At 71.5% G+C, this 19,193-nt stretch carries 19 protein-coding genes; 12 read left to right on the forward strand and 7 right to left on the reverse strand.

What is annotated here, in order from left to right:
• The first annotated feature begins 260 nt into the window (after window positions 1-260).
• The 3 genes from ACWEKM_RS41165 to ACWEKM_RS41175 are packed head-to-tail and all read left to right on the forward strand — an operon-like array spanning window position 261 to window position 3,065.
• Window positions 261-1,313, forward strand: a complete 1,053-nt coding sequence (locus ACWEKM_RS41165) for a type III polyketide synthase (protein ID WP_451626417.1) — start codon at window positions 261-263, stop codon at window positions 1,311-1,313.
• An 8-nt stretch (window positions 1,314-1,321) separates the two neighbouring features.
• Window positions 1,322-2,536 (forward strand): cytochrome P450, encoded by a 1,215-nt coding sequence (locus tag ACWEKM_RS41170; protein ID WP_451626418.1) that lies wholly within the window; start codon window positions 1,322-1,324, stop codon window positions 2,534-2,536.
• Window positions 2,537-2,543: 7 nt separating this feature from the next.
• The gene (locus tag ACWEKM_RS41175; RefSeq protein WP_451626419.1) at window positions 2,544-3,065 is read left to right on the forward strand and encodes a cupin domain-containing protein; all 522 of its coding nucleotides are present in this window, start codon (window positions 2,544-2,546) and stop codon (window positions 3,063-3,065) included.
• 545 nt (window positions 3,066-3,610) lie between these two features.
• On the opposite strand, the gene ACWEKM_RS41180 is transcribed toward ACWEKM_RS41175, so the two are convergent.
• Window positions 3,611-4,837: an acyl-CoA dehydrogenase family protein gene (locus tag ACWEKM_RS41180; RefSeq protein WP_451626420.1), complete on the reverse strand. Its 1,227-nt coding sequence runs from the start codon at window positions 4,835-4,837 to the stop codon at window positions 3,611-3,613.
• Window positions 4,838-5,007: 170 nt separating this feature from the next.
• Between ACWEKM_RS41180 and ACWEKM_RS41185 the strand changes: the two genes are divergently transcribed.
• Window positions 5,008-5,649, forward strand: coding sequence for a TetR family transcriptional regulator (locus tag ACWEKM_RS41185; protein ID WP_451626421.1), 642 nt, complete (start codon window positions 5,008-5,010; stop codon window positions 5,647-5,649).
• Window positions 5,650-5,879: 230 nt separating this feature from the next.
• Here the strand turns inward: ACWEKM_RS41185 and def are convergent, their stop codons facing one another.
• The gene (gene def / locus ACWEKM_RS41190; RefSeq protein WP_451626422.1) at window positions 5,880-6,419 is read right to left on the reverse strand and encodes a peptide deformylase; all 540 of its coding nucleotides are present in this window, start codon (window positions 6,417-6,419) and stop codon (window positions 5,880-5,882) included.
• 151 nt (window positions 6,420-6,570) lie between these two features.
• Here def and ACWEKM_RS41195 point away from each other — a divergent pair, with 151 nt between their 5' ends.
• The 5 genes from ACWEKM_RS41195 to ACWEKM_RS41215 all read left to right on the forward strand — a co-directional run bounded on the left by ACWEKM_RS41195 (window position 6,571) and on the right by ACWEKM_RS41215 (window position 11,417).
• Complete coding sequence (locus ACWEKM_RS41195) at window positions 6,571-7,809, forward strand: MurT ligase domain-containing protein (RefSeq protein ID WP_451626423.1); 1,239 nt, start codon at window positions 6,571-6,573, stop codon at window positions 7,807-7,809.
• A 49-nt stretch (window positions 7,810-7,858) separates the two neighbouring features.
• Window positions 7,859-8,587: a type 1 glutamine amidotransferase gene (locus tag ACWEKM_RS41200; RefSeq protein WP_451626424.1), complete on the forward strand. Its 729-nt coding sequence runs from the start codon at window positions 7,859-7,861 to the stop codon at window positions 8,585-8,587.
• Window positions 8,588-8,847: 260 nt separating this feature from the next.
• On the forward strand, window positions 8,848-9,873 hold the full coding sequence (locus ACWEKM_RS41205) for a 6-phosphofructokinase (RefSeq protein ID WP_451626425.1): 1,026 nt from the start codon (window positions 8,848-8,850) through the stop codon (window positions 9,871-9,873).
• A 308-nt stretch (window positions 9,874-10,181) separates the two neighbouring features.
• Window positions 10,182-11,132 (forward strand): cytochrome c oxidase assembly protein, encoded by a 951-nt coding sequence (locus tag ACWEKM_RS41210; RefSeq protein WP_451626426.1) that lies wholly within the window; start codon window positions 10,182-10,184, stop codon window positions 11,130-11,132.
• Between the two features lie 81 nt (window positions 11,133-11,213).
• Window positions 11,214-11,417, forward strand: a complete 204-nt coding sequence (locus ACWEKM_RS41215; RefSeq protein ID WP_451626435.1) for a hypothetical protein — start codon at window positions 11,214-11,216, stop codon at window positions 11,415-11,417.
• A gap of 207 nt (window positions 11,418-11,624) precedes the next feature.
• On the opposite strand, the gene ACWEKM_RS41220 is transcribed toward ACWEKM_RS41215, so the two are convergent.
• From ACWEKM_RS41220 to ACWEKM_RS41235, 4 genes are read right to left on the reverse strand one after another with little or no spacing between them, the layout of a single operon-like run.
• On the reverse strand, window positions 11,625-12,830 hold the full coding sequence (locus tag ACWEKM_RS41220) for a sensor histidine kinase (RefSeq protein WP_451626427.1): 1,206 nt from the start codon (window positions 12,828-12,830) through the stop codon (window positions 11,625-11,627).
• A gap of 46 nt (window positions 12,831-12,876) precedes the next feature.
• On the reverse strand, window positions 12,877-14,589 hold the full coding sequence (locus tag ACWEKM_RS41225; RefSeq protein WP_451626428.1) for a sodium/solute symporter: 1,713 nt from the start codon (window positions 14,587-14,589) through the stop codon (window positions 12,877-12,879).
• Window positions 14,590-14,609: 20 nt separating this feature from the next.
• Window positions 14,610-14,963 carry a hypothetical protein gene (locus ACWEKM_RS41230; protein ID WP_451626429.1) on the reverse strand — a complete coding sequence of 118 codons (354 nt, stop codon included), beginning with the start codon at window positions 14,961-14,963 and terminating at the stop codon, window positions 14,610-14,612.
• 11 nt (window positions 14,964-14,974) lie between these two features.
• On the reverse strand, window positions 14,975-15,727 hold the full coding sequence (locus tag ACWEKM_RS41235; RefSeq protein WP_451626430.1) for a LytR/AlgR family response regulator transcription factor: 753 nt from the start codon (window positions 15,725-15,727) through the stop codon (window positions 14,975-14,977).
• Window positions 15,728-15,804: 77 nt separating this feature from the next.
• Here ACWEKM_RS41235 and ACWEKM_RS41240 point away from each other — a divergent pair, with 77 nt between their 5' ends.
• The 3 genes from ACWEKM_RS41240 to rocD all read left to right on the forward strand — a co-directional run bounded on the left by ACWEKM_RS41240 (window position 15,805) and on the right by rocD (window position 18,552).
• The gene (locus ACWEKM_RS41240) at window positions 15,805-16,290 is read left to right on the forward strand and encodes an Lrp/AsnC family transcriptional regulator (RefSeq protein WP_451626431.1); all 486 of its coding nucleotides are present in this window, start codon (window positions 15,805-15,807) and stop codon (window positions 16,288-16,290) included.
• Window positions 16,291-16,525: 235 nt separating this feature from the next.
• Window positions 16,526-17,338 (forward strand): dimethylargininase, encoded by an 813-nt coding sequence (gene ddaH / locus ACWEKM_RS41245; RefSeq protein ID WP_451626432.1) that lies wholly within the window; start codon window positions 16,526-16,528, stop codon window positions 17,336-17,338.
• Window positions 17,335-18,552, forward strand: a complete 1,218-nt coding sequence (gene rocD / locus ACWEKM_RS41250; protein ID WP_451626433.1) for an ornithine--oxo-acid transaminase — start codon at window positions 17,335-17,337, stop codon at window positions 18,550-18,552. Before ddaH ends, rocD begins: the two co-directional genes overlap by 4 nt.
• A 61-nt stretch (window positions 18,553-18,613) precedes the next feature.
• Here rocD and ACWEKM_RS41255 read toward each other — a convergent pair.
• The coding region (locus ACWEKM_RS41255) for a DUF305 domain-containing protein (protein ID WP_451626434.1) at window positions 18,614-19,193 on the reverse strand (580 nt) is incomplete at its 5' end.

Below are 19,193 nucleotides of genomic sequence, written 5' to 3' on the forward strand. Positions count from 1 at the left end.
GCCCTCGGCGATCACCGGGACGAGCGGACTCCGCCCCCGGGTCCGGGGCGGGCCGTGAGGCCGTGGAAGCCAGTGATTCCCTGGCCGTTGGCGGCATCACGGCCCCCGTCGGGGCATCGGGATCCGGTGTCCGGTCACTCCCCGTCGTCCCCGGTTCGGAGTAACCCGGCGAGAGATCATCGTCCCGTCGGGTGAACCTGGTTGCACCACCTTCTCACCGGTGGGCGAAGACCCCCGGACGGCGAAAGCAGGGACGGCTCATGGCGACTTTGTGCAGACCCTCGGTGTCCGTACCAGAGAACGTGATCACGATGGAGCAGACGCTGGAGCTGGCGCGTGAACGTCACGCGGACCATCCGCAGCTCCCGCTGGCCCTCCGACTGATCGAGAACACGGGCGTACGCACCCGGCACATCGTGCAGCCCATCGAGGAGACCCTGAAGCACCCCGGTTTCGAGGAACGCAACAAGCTCTACGAGGCGGAGGCGAAGGCCCGGGTGCCCGCGGTGATCCAGCGGGCGCTCGACGACGCCGAACTCCTGACCTCTGACATCGATGTCATCCTCTACGTGTCGTGCACGGGCTTCATGATGCCGTCGCTGACCGCGTGGCTGATCAACGAGATGGACTTCCCGAGCACCACCCGGCAGCTGCCGATCGCCCAGCTGGGCTGCGCGGCCGGCGGCGCGGCCATCAACCGGGCCCACGACTTCTGCACGGCCTACCCCGACGCCAACGCGCTCATCGTGGCCTGTGAGTTCTGCTCGCTGTGCTACCAGCCCACCGACATCGGTGTCGGCTCGCTGCTCTCCAACGGCCTGTTCGGCGACGGCATCGCCGCGGCCGTGGTGCGCGGTCAGGGCGGCACCGGCGTGCAGCTGGAACGCAACGGGTCCTATCTGATCCCGAAGACCGAGGACTGGATCGCCTACGACGTCCGTGCGACGGGCTTCCACTTCCTGCTGGACAAGCGGGTGCCCACCACGATGGAGCCGCTCGCCCCGGCGCTCCACGACCTCGCGGGCACCCATGGCTGGAACGCGTCCGCACTGGACTTCTACGTCATCCACGCGGGCGGGCCCCGAATTCTCGACGACCTCAGCAAGTTCCTGAAGGTCGAGCCGCACGCGTTCCGGTTCAGCCGGTCCACGCTGACCGAGTACGGCAACATCGCCAGTGCCGTGGTGCTGGACGCGCTGCGCCGGCTCTTCGACGAGGGCGGCGCCGAGGACGGTGCGCGCGGGCTGCTCGCCGGCTTCGGGCCCGGCATCACCGCCGAGATGACCGTGGGCAGCTGGGTGCGGAGGGACTGAGCGACGCCATGACGGAAGAGACACTCGCCGGGGCCGCGCCGACGGTGCGGAGCTGGCCGGCGCCCGAGCTGACCGGGGTCGACTTCGACCCGGTGCTCAGCGAGCTGATGCGGGAGGGCCCGGTCAGCCGGATCCGACTGCCGGACGGCGAGGGCTGGGCCTGGCTGGTCACCCGGTACGAGGACGTGCGAGCGGTGGCCGACGACCCCCGGTTCGGCCGCGAGGCGGTCATGGACCAGCAGGTCACCCGGCTGGCCCCGCACTTCATCCCGCCCCGCGGCGCGGTCGGCTTCCTCGACCCGCCCGACCACACCCGGCTGCGCCGCTCGGTCGCCGCCGCGTTCACCGCGAAGGGCGTGGAGCGGGTCCGCGACAAGGCCCGCGCCCTGCTGGACGAGCTGGTCGACGGGCTGCTGCGGACCGGCCCGCCGGCCGATCTGACCGCCACGGTCCTCGGCCCGTTCCCCCTCGCCGTGATCTGCGAACTGATGGGCGTTCCGGTCGCGGACCGGCAGGACATGCACACCTGGACGCAGCAGATCCTGTCCTCCGCGCACGGCAAGCGGGTCAGCGAGCAGGCCAGGGACGAGATGTACGGATACTTCGCGGATCTCATCGGGGTGCGCCTGGACAGTACGGCCGAGGATGTCGCCTCGCTGCTCGGCGGCGCCGTGGGCCGCGGCGAGGTGACGCTGGAGGAGGCGGTCGGGCTGGCCGTCCTCCTGCAGATCGGCGGCGAGGCGGTCACCAACAACAGCGGGCAGCTGCTCTACCTCCTGATGACCCGCCCCGATCTGGTCGAACGGCTGCGCACCGAGCCGGAGATCAGGCCCCGGGCCATCGACGAGCTGCTGCGGTACATCCCGCACCGCAACGCGGTCGGGCTGTCCCGGATCGCCCTCGCGGACGTCGAGATCGGCGGCGTGCGGATCCGGGCCGGCGACCCGGTCTATGTGTCGTACCTGGCCGCCAACCGTGACCCGGAGGTCTTCCCCGACCCGGAGACCATCGACTTCGACCGCAGCCCCAACCCGCATCTGGCGTTCGGCTTCGGCCCGCACTACTGCCCCGGCGGCATGCTGGCCCGGCTGGAGTCGGAGCTCCTGGTGGACGCCCTGCTGGACCGGGTGCCGGGGATGCGGCTCGCGGTGCCGCCGGACGAGGTTCCGTTCCGGAAGGGCGCGTTGATCCGCGGGCCCGAGACTCTGCCCGTGACGTGGTGAGGTGACGATGAGCGCGACGGAGGGGCTGCTCGTACCACCGGGGCACGGGCGCATCGTGCAGGCGCCGGCCCAGCGTGTGACGTTCAAGGTGACCGGCACGCACTCGCGGACGTCCTCCACCTTCGAGGTGGAGGTCCCGCCCGGGTTCGACGTGGGCGCCCATGTGCACACGCGCAGCGAGGAGTTGTTCTACGTGCTGGAGGGCGAGCTGGACGTACTGGCCTTTGAACCGCGTGTCCGTACGCCCGACAACTGGCGCAGGTGGGAGTCGCCGACCGGCAACAAGGTGGTGCGGGCGACGCCCGGCACCCTCATCGTGGTGCCGCCCGGCTGCCCGCACGCCTTCGCCAATCCGACGGACTCCCCCGCGAAGATGTTCTTCCAGGCGTCTCCCCCGCCCGATCACGAGCGGTACTTCGAGGAGTTGCTGGAGATCCTGGGCGACGGGGGTCCGCCGGACCACGACGCTATCGAGGCGCTGCGCAAGCGCTACGACATCCAACAGCTGACCCCGCTACGACACGACTGACCGTGAGGATCGCCATGGCATCGCTCGGGGGGCCGACCCCCCGGGCCGCCGGCGTCGCCCACGGACCCCGCCGGGAACCCGCCGCGCCCCGCGCGGGACGGCCCGTCCCCGGGCGGGGTCCGTCGGGGGTGGCACCGCACGCGGGACTGCGGGGCCCGGCCATCACCGGACGCGCGGCAACCGCCCGGGTGCGCCGTGACAACAGGCATGCACGGTCACCACGCCGACGAGATCACCCACGTGCGCGCGCTGCGAGGACGCCCCGCGACCCGAGATCACGCAGCACCCGGCACGCTGCCACCGGCCCACCAGGCCCACCCGGCCCAAGACACACACGGGACACCACGACGCCCCTGCGGACTGCCACCGCCGCCATCACCCCGAGCCACCGGACAGCCGGATCACGCCCGGTCACCGTGCCGACGAGATCGCCTGGGTGCACGCGGTACGCGGACGGCCCCCGACCCCCGGTCGCGCACCCCGCGGGGCGCTGCCCGCGCCATCCGGCCCGAGGCACACGCGGGACGCCGTGGCGCCCTGTGCCGTCAGCGGATCGGTAGGCCCGACAGGGTGCGGGCTATCACCAGGCGCTGGATCTCGCTGGTGCCTTCGAAGATCGTGTAGATGGCGGCGTCCCTGTGCATCCGCTCCACCGGGTACTCGCGGGTGTATCCGTTGCCGCCCAGGATCTGGATCGCCTGGGCGGTGACCTGCTTCGCGGTCTCGCTGGCGAACAGCTTGGACATCGAGCCCTCGGCCGCGGTGAACGGCCTGCCGCCCACGGCCATCCAGGACGCCCGCCACACCAGCAGCCGGGCCGCGTCGATCTGGGTGCGCATGTCCGCGAGCTGGAAGGCGACCCCCTGGTTGTCGATGATCGGCCGGCCGAACTGCTCCCGCGTCCTGGCGTAGTCGAGGGCCACCTCGTAGGCGGCCCGGGCGGTGCCCACGGCCATCGCGCCGACCGCAGGGCGGGACGCCTCGAACGTGGCCATCGCCGCGTTCTTCACCCGCTCGCCGCCCGTCCGGGCCCGCTCCCGGGCCCGGGCCAGCCGCTGGTCCAGCTTCTCCTTGCCGCCGAGCAGGCACGCGCCGGGCACCCGGACGTCGTCCAGGACGACCTCGGCGGTGTGCGAGGCGCGGATGCCGTGCTTCTTGAACTTCTGTCCCTGGGTGAGCCCCCGGGTGCCGGGCGGGACGATGAACGAGGCATGCCCCTTGGAGCCCAGCTCCGGGTCGGCCTGGGCCACCACGACATGGACGTTCGCGATGCCGCCGTTCGTCGCCCAGGTCTTCGTGCCGTTGAGCACCCACTCGTCCTTGGCCTCGTCGTACACGGCACGGGTACGCATCGAGGCCACATCGGAGCCGGCGTCGGGCTCGGAGGAGCAGAAGGCCGCGACCTTGACGTCGGTCGCATCGCCGTACATCTGCGGGATCCAGGTGCCGATCTGCTCCTCGGTGCCGTTGGCCAGGACGCCCACGGCCGCGAGGCCGGTGCCGACGATGGACAGGGCGATGCCCGCGTCGCCCCAGAACAGCTCCTCCATGGTCATCGGGATGCCGAGGCCGGTGGGGTCGAAGTACTGCTGGGCATAGAAATCGAGGGAGTAGATGCCGACCTTGGCCGCCTCCTTGATGACCGGCCAGGGAGTCTCCTCACGCTCGTCCCATTCGGCGGCCGCGGGGCGGATGACGCCGGCGGCGAAGCCGTGCAGCCACTCCTTGACCTCCTTCTGTTCGTCGTTGAGCTCCATGGTGAACTCGGCCATGTCCCCTCCAGCGGCGGCACGTGCATATTACTTGCGGTAACGCGAGTCTGTTACTGGCCGGTAGGAAAAGTCAACTCACGTCGGCCCGTCGCCCTCCCGTTCGATGCCAGGGGCGGCGGCAGTGTTAGTTTGCGCAGGCGTCACCGAAACAGCACGGGTGGGGAGATCACATGGACACCACGCAGCGGACCGGCCAACAGCGGTCCGCCGACCGCCGACGGCGCGAGCTGCTGGAGGCCGCGGACAGGGTGGTGCTGCGTGACGGCCCGCATGCCTCGATGAACGCGATCGCCGCGGAGGCCGGCATCACCAAGCCGATCCTGTATCGCCACTTCGGCGACAAGGGCGGCCTTTACGCGGCCTTGGCCAAGCGGCACACGGACGCCCTCCTCGATTCACTGCGGGCGGCACTGGACGCCCCGGCGGAGCGGCGGGAGCGGGTCGAGTCCACCCTGGACACCTATCTCGCCGCGATCGAGGCCCGGCCGCAGGTGTATCGCTTCCTCATGCATCCGGCGGAGGGCTCGCAGAGCGATCAGGGTTTCGATGTCGGCAGGCACAGCGCCCCGCTGCTGCGGCGGATGGGCGAGGAGCTGGCCAAGGTCATCGAGGACCGGCTGGACCTGGGGCCGGGCACCCAGCAGCTGGCCCTGGTGTGGGGACACGGGATCGTCGGCATGATGCACGCGGCAGGCGACTGGTGGCTCGGCGAACGCCCCTGCTCGCGCGCGGAGTTGGTGAAGAGCCTGGCCGATCTGCTGTGGGGCCGGCTGGCCGCCGCGGGCGACAGGCTGGGTGGCCCGCGGTTCTGAGCACCGGCCCGGACGGAACACGGGGAACGCACGGAACCCACGGAACCCACGGAGAACGGGGCTACGGGCCGCGGACGGTGCGCCGCCGCGCGCCGGTCACCGCGTACACGAGGACGATCACCGGGCCCACGGCCCGCGGCGGCGCCCTCCGCCGCGCCGGGCCGCGCGGCGGCCCAGGGTGCCCCGCACCTGCATCCTGGGCGTAGACGCGTGCGGGGTGGGCGGGCGGTTCACCGATGCCACGGGGCCCGGCTCACCTGCCGCATCAGACGTGTACGGCGCCAGCCCCTGACCCGGTCCGCGTACACCCCGCCCTCCAGGTGGTCCCACTCGTGCTGCAGACACCGGGCGAAGAACCCCGTGCCGTGCACGGCGACCGGCTCGCCGACCGCCGAGAACCCCTCGACGACCGCGTGGTCGTAGCGCTCCGTCGCCGCCTCAAGACCCGGCAGCGACAGACAGCCCTCCGGGCCGCGCACCACCACCCCGTCCGCCTCCACCAGCCGCGGGTTGACCACGTGCCCCAGGTGGCGCACGTCCTCGTCGTCGGGGCAGTCGTAGACGAACACCCGCAACGGCACGCCGACCTGGTTCGCGGCGAGCCCCACCCCGCGGGCCGCGTACATCGTCGCGAACAGGTCCTCCACCAACTCCGCCAGCTCCGCGCCGAAGTCGGTCACCACCGCGCAGCGGGTGTGCAGCGCCGGGTCGCCGTGCAGGATGAGAGGCCGTACCCGCCCGCGGGCACCCCGAATCGAACCGTTTCGCATGGCCGCAAGGGTACGGTTCCCTCGGCCCACACCCCGCCGCGCAGGCGTGGGCCGGGATTCGGGTGTGCGAACGGATCTCGATAGGCTGACGTCCACACCACGTTGCCGGATGGCTCAGGCGCGGCGCGTACGCAAGGAGGATCGAGAACTGATGGCAGGCAACTCGGACCCGCTCACGCCGCGGGCCAAGCTGGCCGTGACCGCGGGCAAGGCGGTCGCGGCGGCGTCGCGCGCCGCCGGGCGCGGCAGCGGATCGGTGATCGGCGGCCGGGTCGCACTGAAACTCGACCCCGATCTCCTCGCCCGGCTCGCTCAGAACCTGGACGTCGTCCTGGTGTCGGCGACCAACGGCAAGACCACCACCACCCGGCTCATCGCCGAGGCGCTGCGCGCCGCGGGTCAGGTCGTCTCCAACGCGCTCGGCGCCAATATGCCGGCCGGTATCACCTCGGCCCTCGCGGGCCGTTCGGACGCGCGCTACGGCGTGATCGAGGTCGACGAGAAATATCTGGCGGGCGTGGCCCGGGACACCGACCCGAAGTGCATCGCGCTGCTGAACCTCTCCCGCGACCAGCTCGACCGGGCCGCCGAGACCCGGATGCTCGCCGAGCACTGGCGCGAGGGCCTCGCCGGTTCCAAGGCCGTCGTCGTCGCCAACTGCGACGACCCGCTGGTGGTGTGGGCCGCCTCCTCCTCGCCCAATGTGATCTGGGTCGCGGCCGGCCAGATGTGGAAGGACGACGCCTGGTCCTGCCCGTCCTGCGGCGGTGTGATGCAGCGCCCCGGCGACGACTGGTACTGCGGCGAGTGCGGTTTCCGCCGGCCGACGCCGAGCTGGGCACTGTCCGGCGACCACGTCCTCGACCCGCACGGCTCCGCCTGGCCGATCCACCTCCAGCTGCCGGGCCGCGCCAACAAGGCCAACGCCGCCAGCTCCGCGGCCGTCGCCGCCGTCTTCGGCGTGCCGCCGCAGGTCGCCCTGGAGCGCATGTACCAGGTGCAGGCCGTCGCCGGGCGCTATGACATCGTCCAGTTCCTGGGCCGGGACCTGCGGCTGCTGCTGGCGAAGAACCCGGCGGGCTGGCTGGAGACGTTCTCCCTGATCGATCCGCCGCCCACCCCGGTGATCCTCTCCGTGAACGCGCGCGGCGCCGACGGCACCGACACCTCCTGGCTGTGGGATGTCGACTACACCCGTCTGACCGGCCACCCGATCGCCGTCATCGGCGACCGGAAACTGGACCTCGCGGTACGTCTGGAGGTGGCGAACCAGCAGTTCCAGGTCTGCGAGAACCTCGACCAGGCCGTCCAGCAGTCCCCGCCGGGCCGCATCGAGGTCATCGCGAACTACACCGCGTTCCAGGACCTGCGCCGCCGCGTCGGAAACTGACGGCACACCCGACACAGACGGCACACCCGACACAAAGGACGATCACCTCATGAGCGACAACAGCCTGCGTCTGGTGTGGATCTACCCGGACCTGCTGAGCACCTACGGCGACCAGGGCAACGCACTCGTCGTGGAGCGCCGGGCCCGGCAGCGCGGACTCGACGTGGCCCGGCTCGACGTGCGCAGCGACCAGCCGATCCCGACCTCCGGCGACATCTATCTGATCGGCGGCGGCGAGGATCGGCCGCAGCGGCTCGCGGCGGAGCGGCTGCGCCGCGACGGGGGCCTGCACAAGGCGGTGGAGAACGGCGCGATCGTCTTCTCGGTGTGCGCGGGCTACCAGATCCTCGGCCACGAGTTCATCAACGACCTCGGGCAGCGCGAGCCCGGCCTCGGCCTGCTCGACGTGGTCTCGGTGCGCGGTGAGGGCGAACGGTGCGTCGGCGACGTCCTCGCGGACATCGACCCGCGCCTGGGCCTGCCGCAGCTGACCGGCTTCGAGAACCACCAGGGCGTCACCCATCTCGGCCCCACGGCCCGCCCCTTCGCCCAGGTCCGGCTGGGCCGCGGCAACGGCACCGGGGACGGTACGGAGGGCGCGTTCAACGACACCGTCTTCGGCACGTACATGCACGGGCCCGTTCTCGCCCGTAACCCGCTGATCGCGGATCTGATGCTGAAGCTGGCGCTCGACGTGAACGCGCTGCCGCCGGTCGACGACCGCTGGTACGAGGCGCTGCGCTCCGAGCGGATCAGCGCGGCACAGCAGCCCGCGTGAGCGCTGCGCCGGCGTGAGCGATTCGCTCCGGCGGGGGGGGTGGGAGCGTCGTTGCGCGGCTGCGGGTGCGTTGTGGCTGGTCGCGCAGTTCCCCGCGCCCCTTCGGGGCGCTGTTGACAGCCCGTCCGCTCACATGTGCGGGCGCGTCCAGCAGGCGGACGCGCGCTGGGGAGCGACCCCCTCACGCCGGTAGGGTGGCCGGGATCGAGCCGGACAGCGCGGTCCGGCCCCCGGCCCACATCGAGAAGGTATTTCGGGCTATGCGCATTGGTGTCCTCACGTCCGGCGGCGACTGCCCCGGCCTGAACGCCGTCATCCGGTCCGTCGTGCACCGTGCCGTTGTCGACCACGGCGACGAGGTCATCGGCTTCCGGGACGGCTGGAAGGGCCTGCTGGAGTGCGACTACCTCAAGCTCGACCTCGACGCCGTCGGCGGCATCCTCGCCCGTGGCGGCACCATCCTCGGTTCCTCCCGGGTCCAGCCGTCCCATCTGCGGGACGGGGTGGAGCGGGCCCGCGGCCATGTCGCGCAGCTCGGCCTGGACGCGATCATCCCGATCGGCGGCGAGGGCACGCTGAAGGCGGCCCGGCTGCTCTCGGACAGCGGCCTGCCCATCGTGGGCGTGCCGAAGACCATCGACAACGACATCGCTGTCACGGACGTCACCTTCGGTTTCGATACGGCCGTGGGTGTCGCGACCGAGGCCCTCGACCGGCTGAAGACCACCGCCGAGTCCCATCAGCGCGTGCTCGTCGTGGAGGTCATGGGCCGGCACACCGGCTGGATCGCGCTGCACTCCGGCATGGCGGCGGGCGCACACGCCATCGTCGTACCGGAACGCCCTTTCGACATCGAGGAGTTGGCGCGAAGAGTCGGCGAGCGCTTCGAGGCGGGCAAGCGGTTCGCGATCGTGGTCGCCGCGGAGGGTGCCAAGCCGAAGGCCGGCACCATGGACTTCGACGAGGGCGGCCGGGACGTGTACGGCCATGAGCGGTTCGCCGGTATCGCCCGGCAGCTCTCTCTGGAACTGGAGGAGCGGCTGGGCAAGGAGGCCCGTCCGGTCATCCTCGGGCATGTGCAGCGCGGTGGGACGCCGACGGCGTACGACCGGGTGCTGGCGACGCGGTTCGGGTGGCACGCGGTGGAGGCCGTGCACCGCGGGGAGTTCGGGAGGATGACGGCGCTGCGCGGCACCGACATCGTGACCGTGCCGTTGGCCGAGGCCGTGGAGACGCTGAAGACGGTGCCGGCGGAGCGGTACGACGAAGCGGAGTGCGTTCTTTAGTGGGGCGCCGTTGGGGAGCTGTTTCGTTGTCGGGTGCGGGTGGGGTGTGGCTTTTCGCGCAGTTCCCCGCGCCCCTGACCAAGCGCCGTAGGGGATCTTGATTCGTTGTTGGGTGCGGGTGAGATGTGGTTGATCGCGCAGTTCCCCGCGCCCCTGGCGGGGGCGCCGTGGGATGTGGTTGATCGCGCAGTTCTCCGCGTCGCCGGCGGGGCGTCTGGTCTGACCCCGGTCGTGGAAGGTGGGTGGGGCGGTTCTAGGGTGTCTGGGGACAGACAGCGTAGAACCCCCGTGAAACAGGAGCCTGCGGAATGGATCACAGCGGGCATGGCATGACCATGGATCTGCCGCCGTTCACCCTCGGACGAGGGCTCGGATGGTCGGCGGATCCGTTCTTTCTCGTCGCCTGTCTGCTGGGGCTCGGGCTGTACGCGTGGGGTGTCGTACGGCTGCGGCGGCGCGGTGACGCGTGGCCCGTCGCACGGACCGTGTCGTTCGTCCTCGGTGTGCTGACCATCATGCTGGTGATGTGCACAAAGCTGAACGACTACGGCATGGTCATGTTCAGCGTGCACATGGTGCAGCACATGGTCATCAGCATGCTGTCGCCGATCCTCATCCTGCTCGGCGCCCCGGTCACGCTGGCGCTGCGCGCGCTGCCGGTCGCGGCCCGGGGCCGCAAGGGTCCGCGCGAGCTGCTGCTGGTGCTGCTGCACAGCCACTACATGCGGATCATCACGCACCCCGCGTTCACCATCCCGATGTTCGTCGCCAGCCTGTACGCGCTGTACTTCACCCCGCTGTTCGACTTCCTGATGGGGTCGAAGACCGGGCACATCGCGATGATGATGCACTTCCTCGCCGTGGGCGTGGTGTTCTTCTGGCCCATCATCGGCGTCGACCCCGGCCCGCACCGGCCCGGGCACCTGATGCGGATGCTGGAGCTGTTCGCGGGCATGCCGTTCCACGCGTTCTTCGGCATCGCGCTGATGATGGGCTCCACGCCGATGGTCGACACGTTCCGCAACCCGCCGGCCTCGCTCGGTATCGACGCGCTCGCCGACCAGAGCGCCGCGGGCGGCATCGCCTGGGCGTTCAGCGAGATCCCCTCGGTGCTGGTGCTGATCGCCCTGCTGTTCCAGTGGTACGGCTCCGAGCAGCGGCAGGCGAAGCGCAAGGACCGGGCCGCCGACCGGGACGGCGACAAGGAGCTGGAGGCATACAACGCCTATCTGGCCTCGCTCAACGCCCGCCAGGGCTGACACCGCGCCGGGCCGCCCGCCAGGACCTCTTTCCGGTCGGGCCGCACCGGGCGGATCCGTTTCCCCGGGGTACGGGGCACCATGGAGGGAACGGACCACGAGGAGGGTGTCGCGATGCCCGGTTCTACGCCCGCTTCCACGAAGGCGATGGGGGTGCTCACCGTCGGCGGACTCGTCGTGGTGACGGCCTACTCGGTGGCGCTCGGCAGCAACGGCTGGCTGTGGTTCGGCTGGGTCGTGCTGGGTCTGCTCACCCTGGCCATGATCGTGACCCAGAACGACTGAGAGCTCCGAACAGATTGGGAGTCCGATCAGCGTGCGGCGTCTGGTGCGTGCGATCGCAAGACGCCGGAAGGTCCTCGTAGCGGAGCTACCAGGGCGTTTCGGCAACGCCGCGTGGGGGCACCTCCCGGCCGAAGGCTGGGGGAGTGCGTGCCAGGCGTCGCACGCCGGGCGCCCATTCCGTTCGGAGCTCTGAGCCACGGGCCGGGTTCACTCGGCCGTGAGCCGCGCCGCCGAGTGCACCCCCGGCCGGTACTTCGGCACCCTGGCCGTGATCTTCATGCCCGCCCCGACCGCGGTCTCGATGACCAGGCCGTGGTCGTCGCCGTAGACCTGGCGGAACCGGTCGTCGACGTTGGACAGGCCGATGCCGCCCGAGGGGCCGATCTCACCGGCGAGGATCCGGCGCAGCTCCTCGGGGTCCATGCCCACGCCGTCGTCCTCGATGACGACCAGCGCCTCGGCACCCGCGTCCTGGGCGGTGATCCGGATGTGGCAGGCACCCGCCTTGCCCTCCAGGCCGTGCTTCACGGCATTCTCGACAAGGGGTTGCAGGCACAGGAACGGCAGCGCGACCGGCAGCACCTCGGGGGCGATCTGCAGGGTCACGGTGAGCCGGTCGCCGAACCGGGCCCGGACCAGCGCCAGATACTGGTCGATGGCGTGCAGTTCGTCGGCGAGGGTGGTGAAGTCGCCGTGCCTGCGGAACGAGTAGCGGGTGAAGTCGGCGAACTCCAGCAGCAGTTCGCGGGCGCGCTCGGGATCGGTGCGGACGAACGAGGCGATCACCGCAAGCGAGTTGAAGATGAAGTGCGGGGAGATCTGGGCGCGCAGGGCCTTGATCTCGGCCTCGATGAGCCGGGTGCGGGACCGGTCGAGATCGGCCAGCTCCAGTTGCACGCTGACCCAGCGGGCCACCTCGCCCGCCGCCCGGACCAGCACGGCCGACTCCCGCGGCGCACAGGCGACCAGCGCGCCGTGCACCCGGTCGTCGACGGTGAGCGGCGCCACCACGGCCCAGCGGGCCGGGCAGTCGGGCAGCGCGCAGGACAGCGGGAACGCCTCGCCGCGGCCGGTCTCCAGCGGCCCGGCCAGCCGCTTGAGGATCTCCCCTCGGTGGTGGCCGCCCACCCCGTCCCAGACCAGGACCTCCTGCTGGTCGGTCAGGCACAGGGCGCCGGTGCCGAGCAGCGTGCGCAGCCTGCGCGCCGACTTGCGCGCGGTCTCCTCGGTGAGGCCCGCGCGCAGCGGGGGCGCGGCGAGCGAGGCGGTGTGCAGGGTCTGGAAGGTGGCGTGCTCGACGGGGGTGCCGAGGTCGCCGAGGCGCTCCGGGCGTGCGGTGCGCCGGCCGAGCCAGAAGCCGGCGGTGAGCAGCGGGAGGACGGCGACGCACAGGCCCGCGAGGAAACCGGTCATGGCCGTACCTCCGACGGCGGGGCGGGGACGTGGGTGTGGTGCCGGTTCACGCCTTGGCCTCCGTGTGCAGTTCCTCCGGCAGATGGAACCGCGCGAGGATGGCCGCCGTACCGGGCGGCACCCGGGCCGCGGTGGCCAGCGACACCAGCGTCATGGTGAGGAAGCCGAGCGGCACCGACCACAGCGCGGGCCAGGCGAGCAGGGCGTGCAGGGAACCGGTGCCGGGCAGGCCGGCCATGGTCGCGGCCACCGCGGCGAACGCGGAACCGCCGCCCACCAGCATGCCCGCGGCGGCCCCGGGCGGAGTCAGCCGCCGCCACCAGATGCCGAGGACGAGCAGCGGGCAGAACGACGAGGCCGAGACGGCGAAGGCGAGTCCCACCGCGTCGGCGACCGGCAGCCCGCCGACCAGCATGCTCGCCGCCAGCGGCACCGCCATGGCGAGGACCGTCCCGAGCCTGAAGTGCCGCACTCCGCGGGACGGCAGCACGTCCTGGGTGAGCACGCCCGCCACGGCCATGGTCAGTCCCGACGCGGTGGACAGGAACGCGGCGAAGGCACCGCCCGCCACCAGCGAGCCGAGCAGGTCGCCGCCCAGCCCGCCGATCATCCGGCCGGGCAGCAGCAGGACCGCGGCGTCCGCGTCGCCGGTGAGGGTGAGTTCGGGGGCGTAGAGGCGGCCCAGCGCGCCGTACACGGGCGGCAGCAGGTAGAAGCCGCCGATCAGGGCGAGGACGGCGACGGTGGTGCGGCGGGCGGCGACCCCGTGCGGGCTGGTGTAGAAGCGGACGACGACGTGCGGCAGGCCCATGGTGCCGAGGAAGGTGGCGAGGATGAGCCCGTACGTGGCGTACAGCGGGCGTTCCTCGCGTCCCGTGGCGAGTGAGCTGGACATGCCGCCGCCGGCGCCGTGGACGGCGGTCGGCACCGGGTCGCCGGGCTCGAAGGCCAGCCGGGTGCCGCGCTCGAAGCGGTGCGGGCCGGCGGACAGCGCGACCCGGTCGGTGTCGTGCCGTCGGCCGTCGACCGTGCCGCTCACGGTGACCGTCAGCGGCCGGTCGAGCCGCAGGTCGAGGGTGTCCTTGACGCGTACGGAACGCTGTTCCCGGAAGGTGGCCGGCTCGTCGAAGGCGGGCCGGGGGGCGCCGTCGCCCTGCCAGGCGAGGACCAGGAACAGGGCGGGGACGAGCAGAGCGGTGAGCTTGAGCCAGTACTGGAACGCCTGCACGAAGGTGATGCTGCGCATGCCGCCGGCCGCGACCGTCGCCACCACGACCACGGCCACGATGATCCCGCCGAGCGGGTCGGACGCGTCGGTGAGCACCGCCAGGGTGAGCCCGGCGCCCTGCAGTTGGGGCAGCAGATACAGCCAGCCGACACCGACGACGAAGGCACCGGCGAGCCGGCGCACCCCCTGCGAGGCGAGCCGGGCCTCGGCGAAATCGGGCAGCGTGTAGGCGCCGGAGCGGCGCAACGGGGCGGCGACGAACAGGAGCAGCACCAGATAGCCCGCCGTGTAGCCCACCGGGTACCAGAGCATGTCCGGGCCCTGCACCAGGACCAGTCCTGCGATGCCGAGGAAAGAGGCGGCGGACAGGTATTCGCCGCTGATGGCGGCGGCATTGAGGCGGGGGCCGACGGTGCGCGAGGCGACGTAGAAGTCGGAGGTGGTGCGCGAGACCCGCAGGCCAAAGGCGCCGACCAGGACGGTGGCCACGACGACGAGGGCGACGGCGGTGACCGCGTAGCTGGAGTTCACGGTGGTCTGCGATCCCCGTCTCAGCGATCCTCGACGAGGCGCACCAGGTCGCGCTCGTTGCGCTCGGCACGGCGCACGTACCAGCGGGCGAGCAGCACGAGCGGCGCGTACAGGCCGAAGCCGAGCACCAGCCAGGCCGGGCGGCGGGATTGCGGGGCCGCCGCGAACACCAGGGGCAGCGGGCCGACCAGCAGCACCAGGACCGCGAACACGGCCAGGGCGGCGCGCAGTTGGGTGCGCATCAGGGAGCGGACATAGGTGTGGCCGAGGGTGGTCTGCTCGTCGATCTCGGTGCGCGGCCGGTGGTGGCCGGGGGTACGGCGGGCACGGCGGGGCGGTCCGGTGACGACGACCCGGCGTTCGGTGGGCTCCATCGCGGCCTCCGCTATCCGCCGGTGCGGCGCAGCAGCAGGTCCCGCAGTTCGCGGGCGTGGCGTCGGCTGACCTGGAGTTCCGCGCCGCCGACCAGGACGCTCACGGTGCCCGCGTCCAGCCGGAGTTCGCCGATGTGGCTCAGCGCGACGAGGTGGCGGCGGTGGATGCGGACGAAGCCCCGGGAGCGCCAGCGGTCCTCCAGGGTGGACAGCGGGATGCGGACGAGATGGCTGCCGCGGTCGGTGTGCAGCCGGGCGTAGTCCCCCCGGGCCTCGACATGGGTGATGTCGTCGACGGCGATGAAGCGGGTCACCCCGCCGAGTTCGACGGGCAGGTGGTCCGGGTCGGGTTCGTGCACCGGGATGCGGGGGGCGCCGCGCGCTTCGGCGACCCGGCGCACGGCCTCGGCGAGCCGCTCCTTGCGGACCGGTTTGAGGACATAGTCGACGGCCTTGAGGTCGAAGGCGCGCACCGCGAAGTCCTCGTGCGCGGTGACGAACACGACCAGCGGCGGATGCGTGAAGCCGGTGAGCAGCCGGGCCATCTCCAGACCGTCGAGACCGGGCATCTGCACGTCGAGGAAGACGACGTCGATGGCGTCGGGCCCGTCCGGTCCGGACTCCAGCGCACGGGTGATCCGGCGCAGTGCCTCGGTGGCGTCGCCGGCCCCCTCGACGCTGCCGATGCGTGGATCGGCGTGCAGGAGGTAGCGGAGTTCCTCCAGCGAGGGGCGTTCGTCGTCGACGGCGAGGGCGCGCAGCATGAAGGTGGAGTGTAGGTGGAATCCGTTCGGGTGGACATGTGCCGGGCGTGGTCGTTCCCGCTGGATACAGTGCCCGCATGAACAGCAGGACCGCCCCGTTCGACGAACTCGACCGGAAGATCGTCACCGCGCTCGTGGCGAACGCCAGGAGCAGCTTCGCCGAGATCGGCTCGGCGGTCGGGCTGTCGGCCACCGCGGTCAAGCGGCGCGTGGACCGGCTGCGCGAGACGGGTGTGATCACCGGGTTCACGGCCACCGTGAAGCCGTCGGCACTGGGCTGGCGCACGGAGGCGTATGTCGAGGTGTACTGCGAGGGTGCGGCGCCGCCGCGGCGGCTGGCCGAGGTGGTGCGCAACCATCCGGAGATCACGGCCGCGATGACGGTGACGGGCGGCGCGGACGCGCTGCTGCATGTGCGGGCGCGGGACGTCGGGCACTTCGAGGAGGTGCTGGAGCGGATCCGGGTGGAGCCGTTCATCCGGAAGACGATCAGCGTGATGGTGCTGTCCCATCTGCTGCCGGAGAGCCCGGAGGCCGCCGCCACCCAGGTCGCGCCGGAGTAAGAGCTCCGAACAGCATGGGCACCCGGCGTGCGACGCCTGGCACGCACGCTGATCGGACTCTCACTCTGTTCGGAGCTCTAAACCCGGACACGCGCAGCGCTGCTGCTTCTTCACCGAGCACAACGCAGCATTCCTGCGCGCACACGCAGCTCTCCTTTCTTGTCCGCCGTCTCCGTCACTTCCTACCGTGGTGTCAACCCTCAGTCGACACGCAGGAAAGCGGAGGAAAACCTCTGTGCCCGACAGCCGTGTGCCGCGCCTTCGGCGCTTCCTCGTCTGCGAACCCAGACACTTCGCCGTGCAGTACGCGATCAATCCCTGGATGCATCCCGACACCAGGGTCGATGTCGACCTGGCCCAGGAGCAGTGGCAGTCGCTGATCCGCGCCTACCTCGCCCACGGGCACACGGTCGACAGCGTGGCCCCCGTCCCCGGCCTGCCGGACATGGTCTTCGCCGCGAACTCGGCGGTCGTCGTCGGCGGTCGGGTCTTCGGCTCCCTCTTCCACGCGCACCAGCGGCGCCCCGAGTCGATCCACTACGACCTGTGGTTCAAGACGGCGGGCTACCAGGTGTACCGCCCCGAGTCGGTGTGCGAGGGCGAGGGCGACCTGATCCCGACGGGCCGGTATCTGCTCGCCGGCACCGGCTTCCGCACGACCCGCGACGCCCACCGGGAGGCGCAGGAGTTCTTCGGCCTGCCGGTGATCAGCCTGACCCTGGTGGACCCGTACTTCTACCACCTGGACACGGCGCTGTTCGTCCTGGACGACCACACCATCGCCTACTTCCCGGAGGCATTCTCACCCGGGAGCCGCGAGGTGCTGGCGCGGCTGTACCCGGACGCGGTGCTCGCGACCCGCGACGACGCGATGGCGTTCGGCCTGAACTCCGTGTCCGACGGGCGCCATGTCTTCATCGCGCCGCGGGCCGAGGCCCTCGCGGCGCGCCTCGCCGACCACGGCTATGTCCCCGTCCCCGTCGACCTGTCGGAGTTCCACAAGGCCGGCGGTGGCATCAAGTGCTGCACCCAGGAGATCCGTTCATGACAGCGCCCGCACGCACGCGTACGTCCGCCGACCTCATCCGTGCGGAGGAGCCGGTCCTCGCGCACAACTACCACCCGCTGCCCGTGGTCGTGGCCCGTGCCGAGGGCGTCTGGGTGGAGGACGTCGAGGGCCGCCCCTATCTCGACATGCTGGCCGGCTACTCGGCGCTCAACTTCGGCCACCGCCACCCGGCGTTGATCGAGGCCGCCCACCGTCAGCTCGACCGGCTGACCCTCACCTCACGCGCCTTCCACCACGACCGGCTCGCCGGATTCGCCGCGCGCCTGGCCCAGTTGACCGGGCACGACATGGTGCTGCCGATGAACACCGGCGCCGAGGCGGTGGAGAGCGGCATCAAGGTCGCCCGGAAGTGGGCGTACGAAGTCAAGGGCGTCCCCGCCGACCGAGCCACGATCGTGGTCGCGGCGGAGAACTTCCACGGCCGTACGACCACGATCGTCGGCTTCTCGACGGACGAGTCGGCGCGGACCGGCTTCGGCCCGTTCACCCCGGGCTTCCGGATCGTGCCGTACAACGACCTGGCCGCGCTGGAGGCGGCGGTCGACGAGACGACGGCGGCGGTGCTGATCGAGCCGATCCAGGGCGAGGCCGGGGTCGTCATCCCGGACGACGGCTACCTCACCGGAGTGCGCGAGCTGACCCGGAGCGCGGGCTGTCTGTTCGTCGCGGACGAGATCCAGTCGGGCCTGGGCCGCACCGGCCACACCCTCGCCGTGGAGCACGAGTCCGCCGTGCCCGACGTGGTGCTGCTCGGCAAGGCGCTGGGCGGCGGCATCGTGCCGGTCTCCGCCGTGGTGGCCCGCCGCGAGGTGCTGGGTGTGCTGCGGCCGGGCGAGCACGGTTCGACGTTCGGCGGGAACCCGCTGGCGGCGGCGGTCGGCACGGCGGTGGTGGACCTGCTGGAGACGGGCGAGTTCCAGCGCCGGGCAGCCGACCTGGGCGTGGTCCTGCGGGATGGGCTGACGGAGCTGGTGGGCCAGGGTGTGGTCGGCTTCCGTTCGCGCGGGCTGTGGGCGGGCGTGGACATCGACCCGGCGATCGGCACCGGCCGCGAGGTCGGCGAGCGGCTGATGCGGGAGGGGGTCCTGGTCAAGGACACCCATGGGTCCACGATCCGGCTGGCGCCGCCGTTGACGATCACCGCCGATGAACTGCGGTCCGCACTCGGGGCGTTGCGGAAGGTGCTGGTCTGAGGCGCGGCCGTCCCCGCCCGGCCGCGCCGGGCAGGGACGGTCAGGCGGGGACGGTCGGCGGTCAGTCCTGGCCGAGCAGTTGCCGCATCTCCTCGATCTCGGCGTTCTGCGCGGTCACGACGGCGTCGGCCAGGCGCTCGGCCGGACCGTAGGCGCCCTTGGACTTCTCGGTCGTGGCCATCTCGACGGCGCCCTTGTGATGCTCGACCATCATGGTCAGGAACTTCGTGTCGAAGTCCTTCCCGGTGGCCTTCTTCAGCGCCGTCATGTCCTGGTCGTCCATCATCCCGGCCATGCCGGAGTGACCGGTGTGGTCCATGCCCGCCGTGGGCATCTTCTCGCCCCACGCCTTGAGCCAGCCGGTCATCGTGGTGATCTCCGGGTCCTGCGCCTTCTCGATGCGGGTGGCGAGGCCCTTGACCTGGCCGGAGGAGGCCCGGTCGGCGGCGAGCCGGGCCATGTCGAGGGCCTGCTCGTGGTGCGGAATCATGCCCTGTGCGAAGGCGATGTCCTGGGCGTTGTGCGATACGGCGGTGGCGTCCGCGCGCACGGACGGCACGGCGCCATGGCCCGAGTGGCCACTGCCGCCGTCGCCGCCGCTGCCGCAGGCGGCGAGGACGAGCGCGGCGCCCGCCGCGGCC

The sequence above is a fragment of the Streptomyces sp. NPDC004752 genome, from assembly GCF_053601275.1.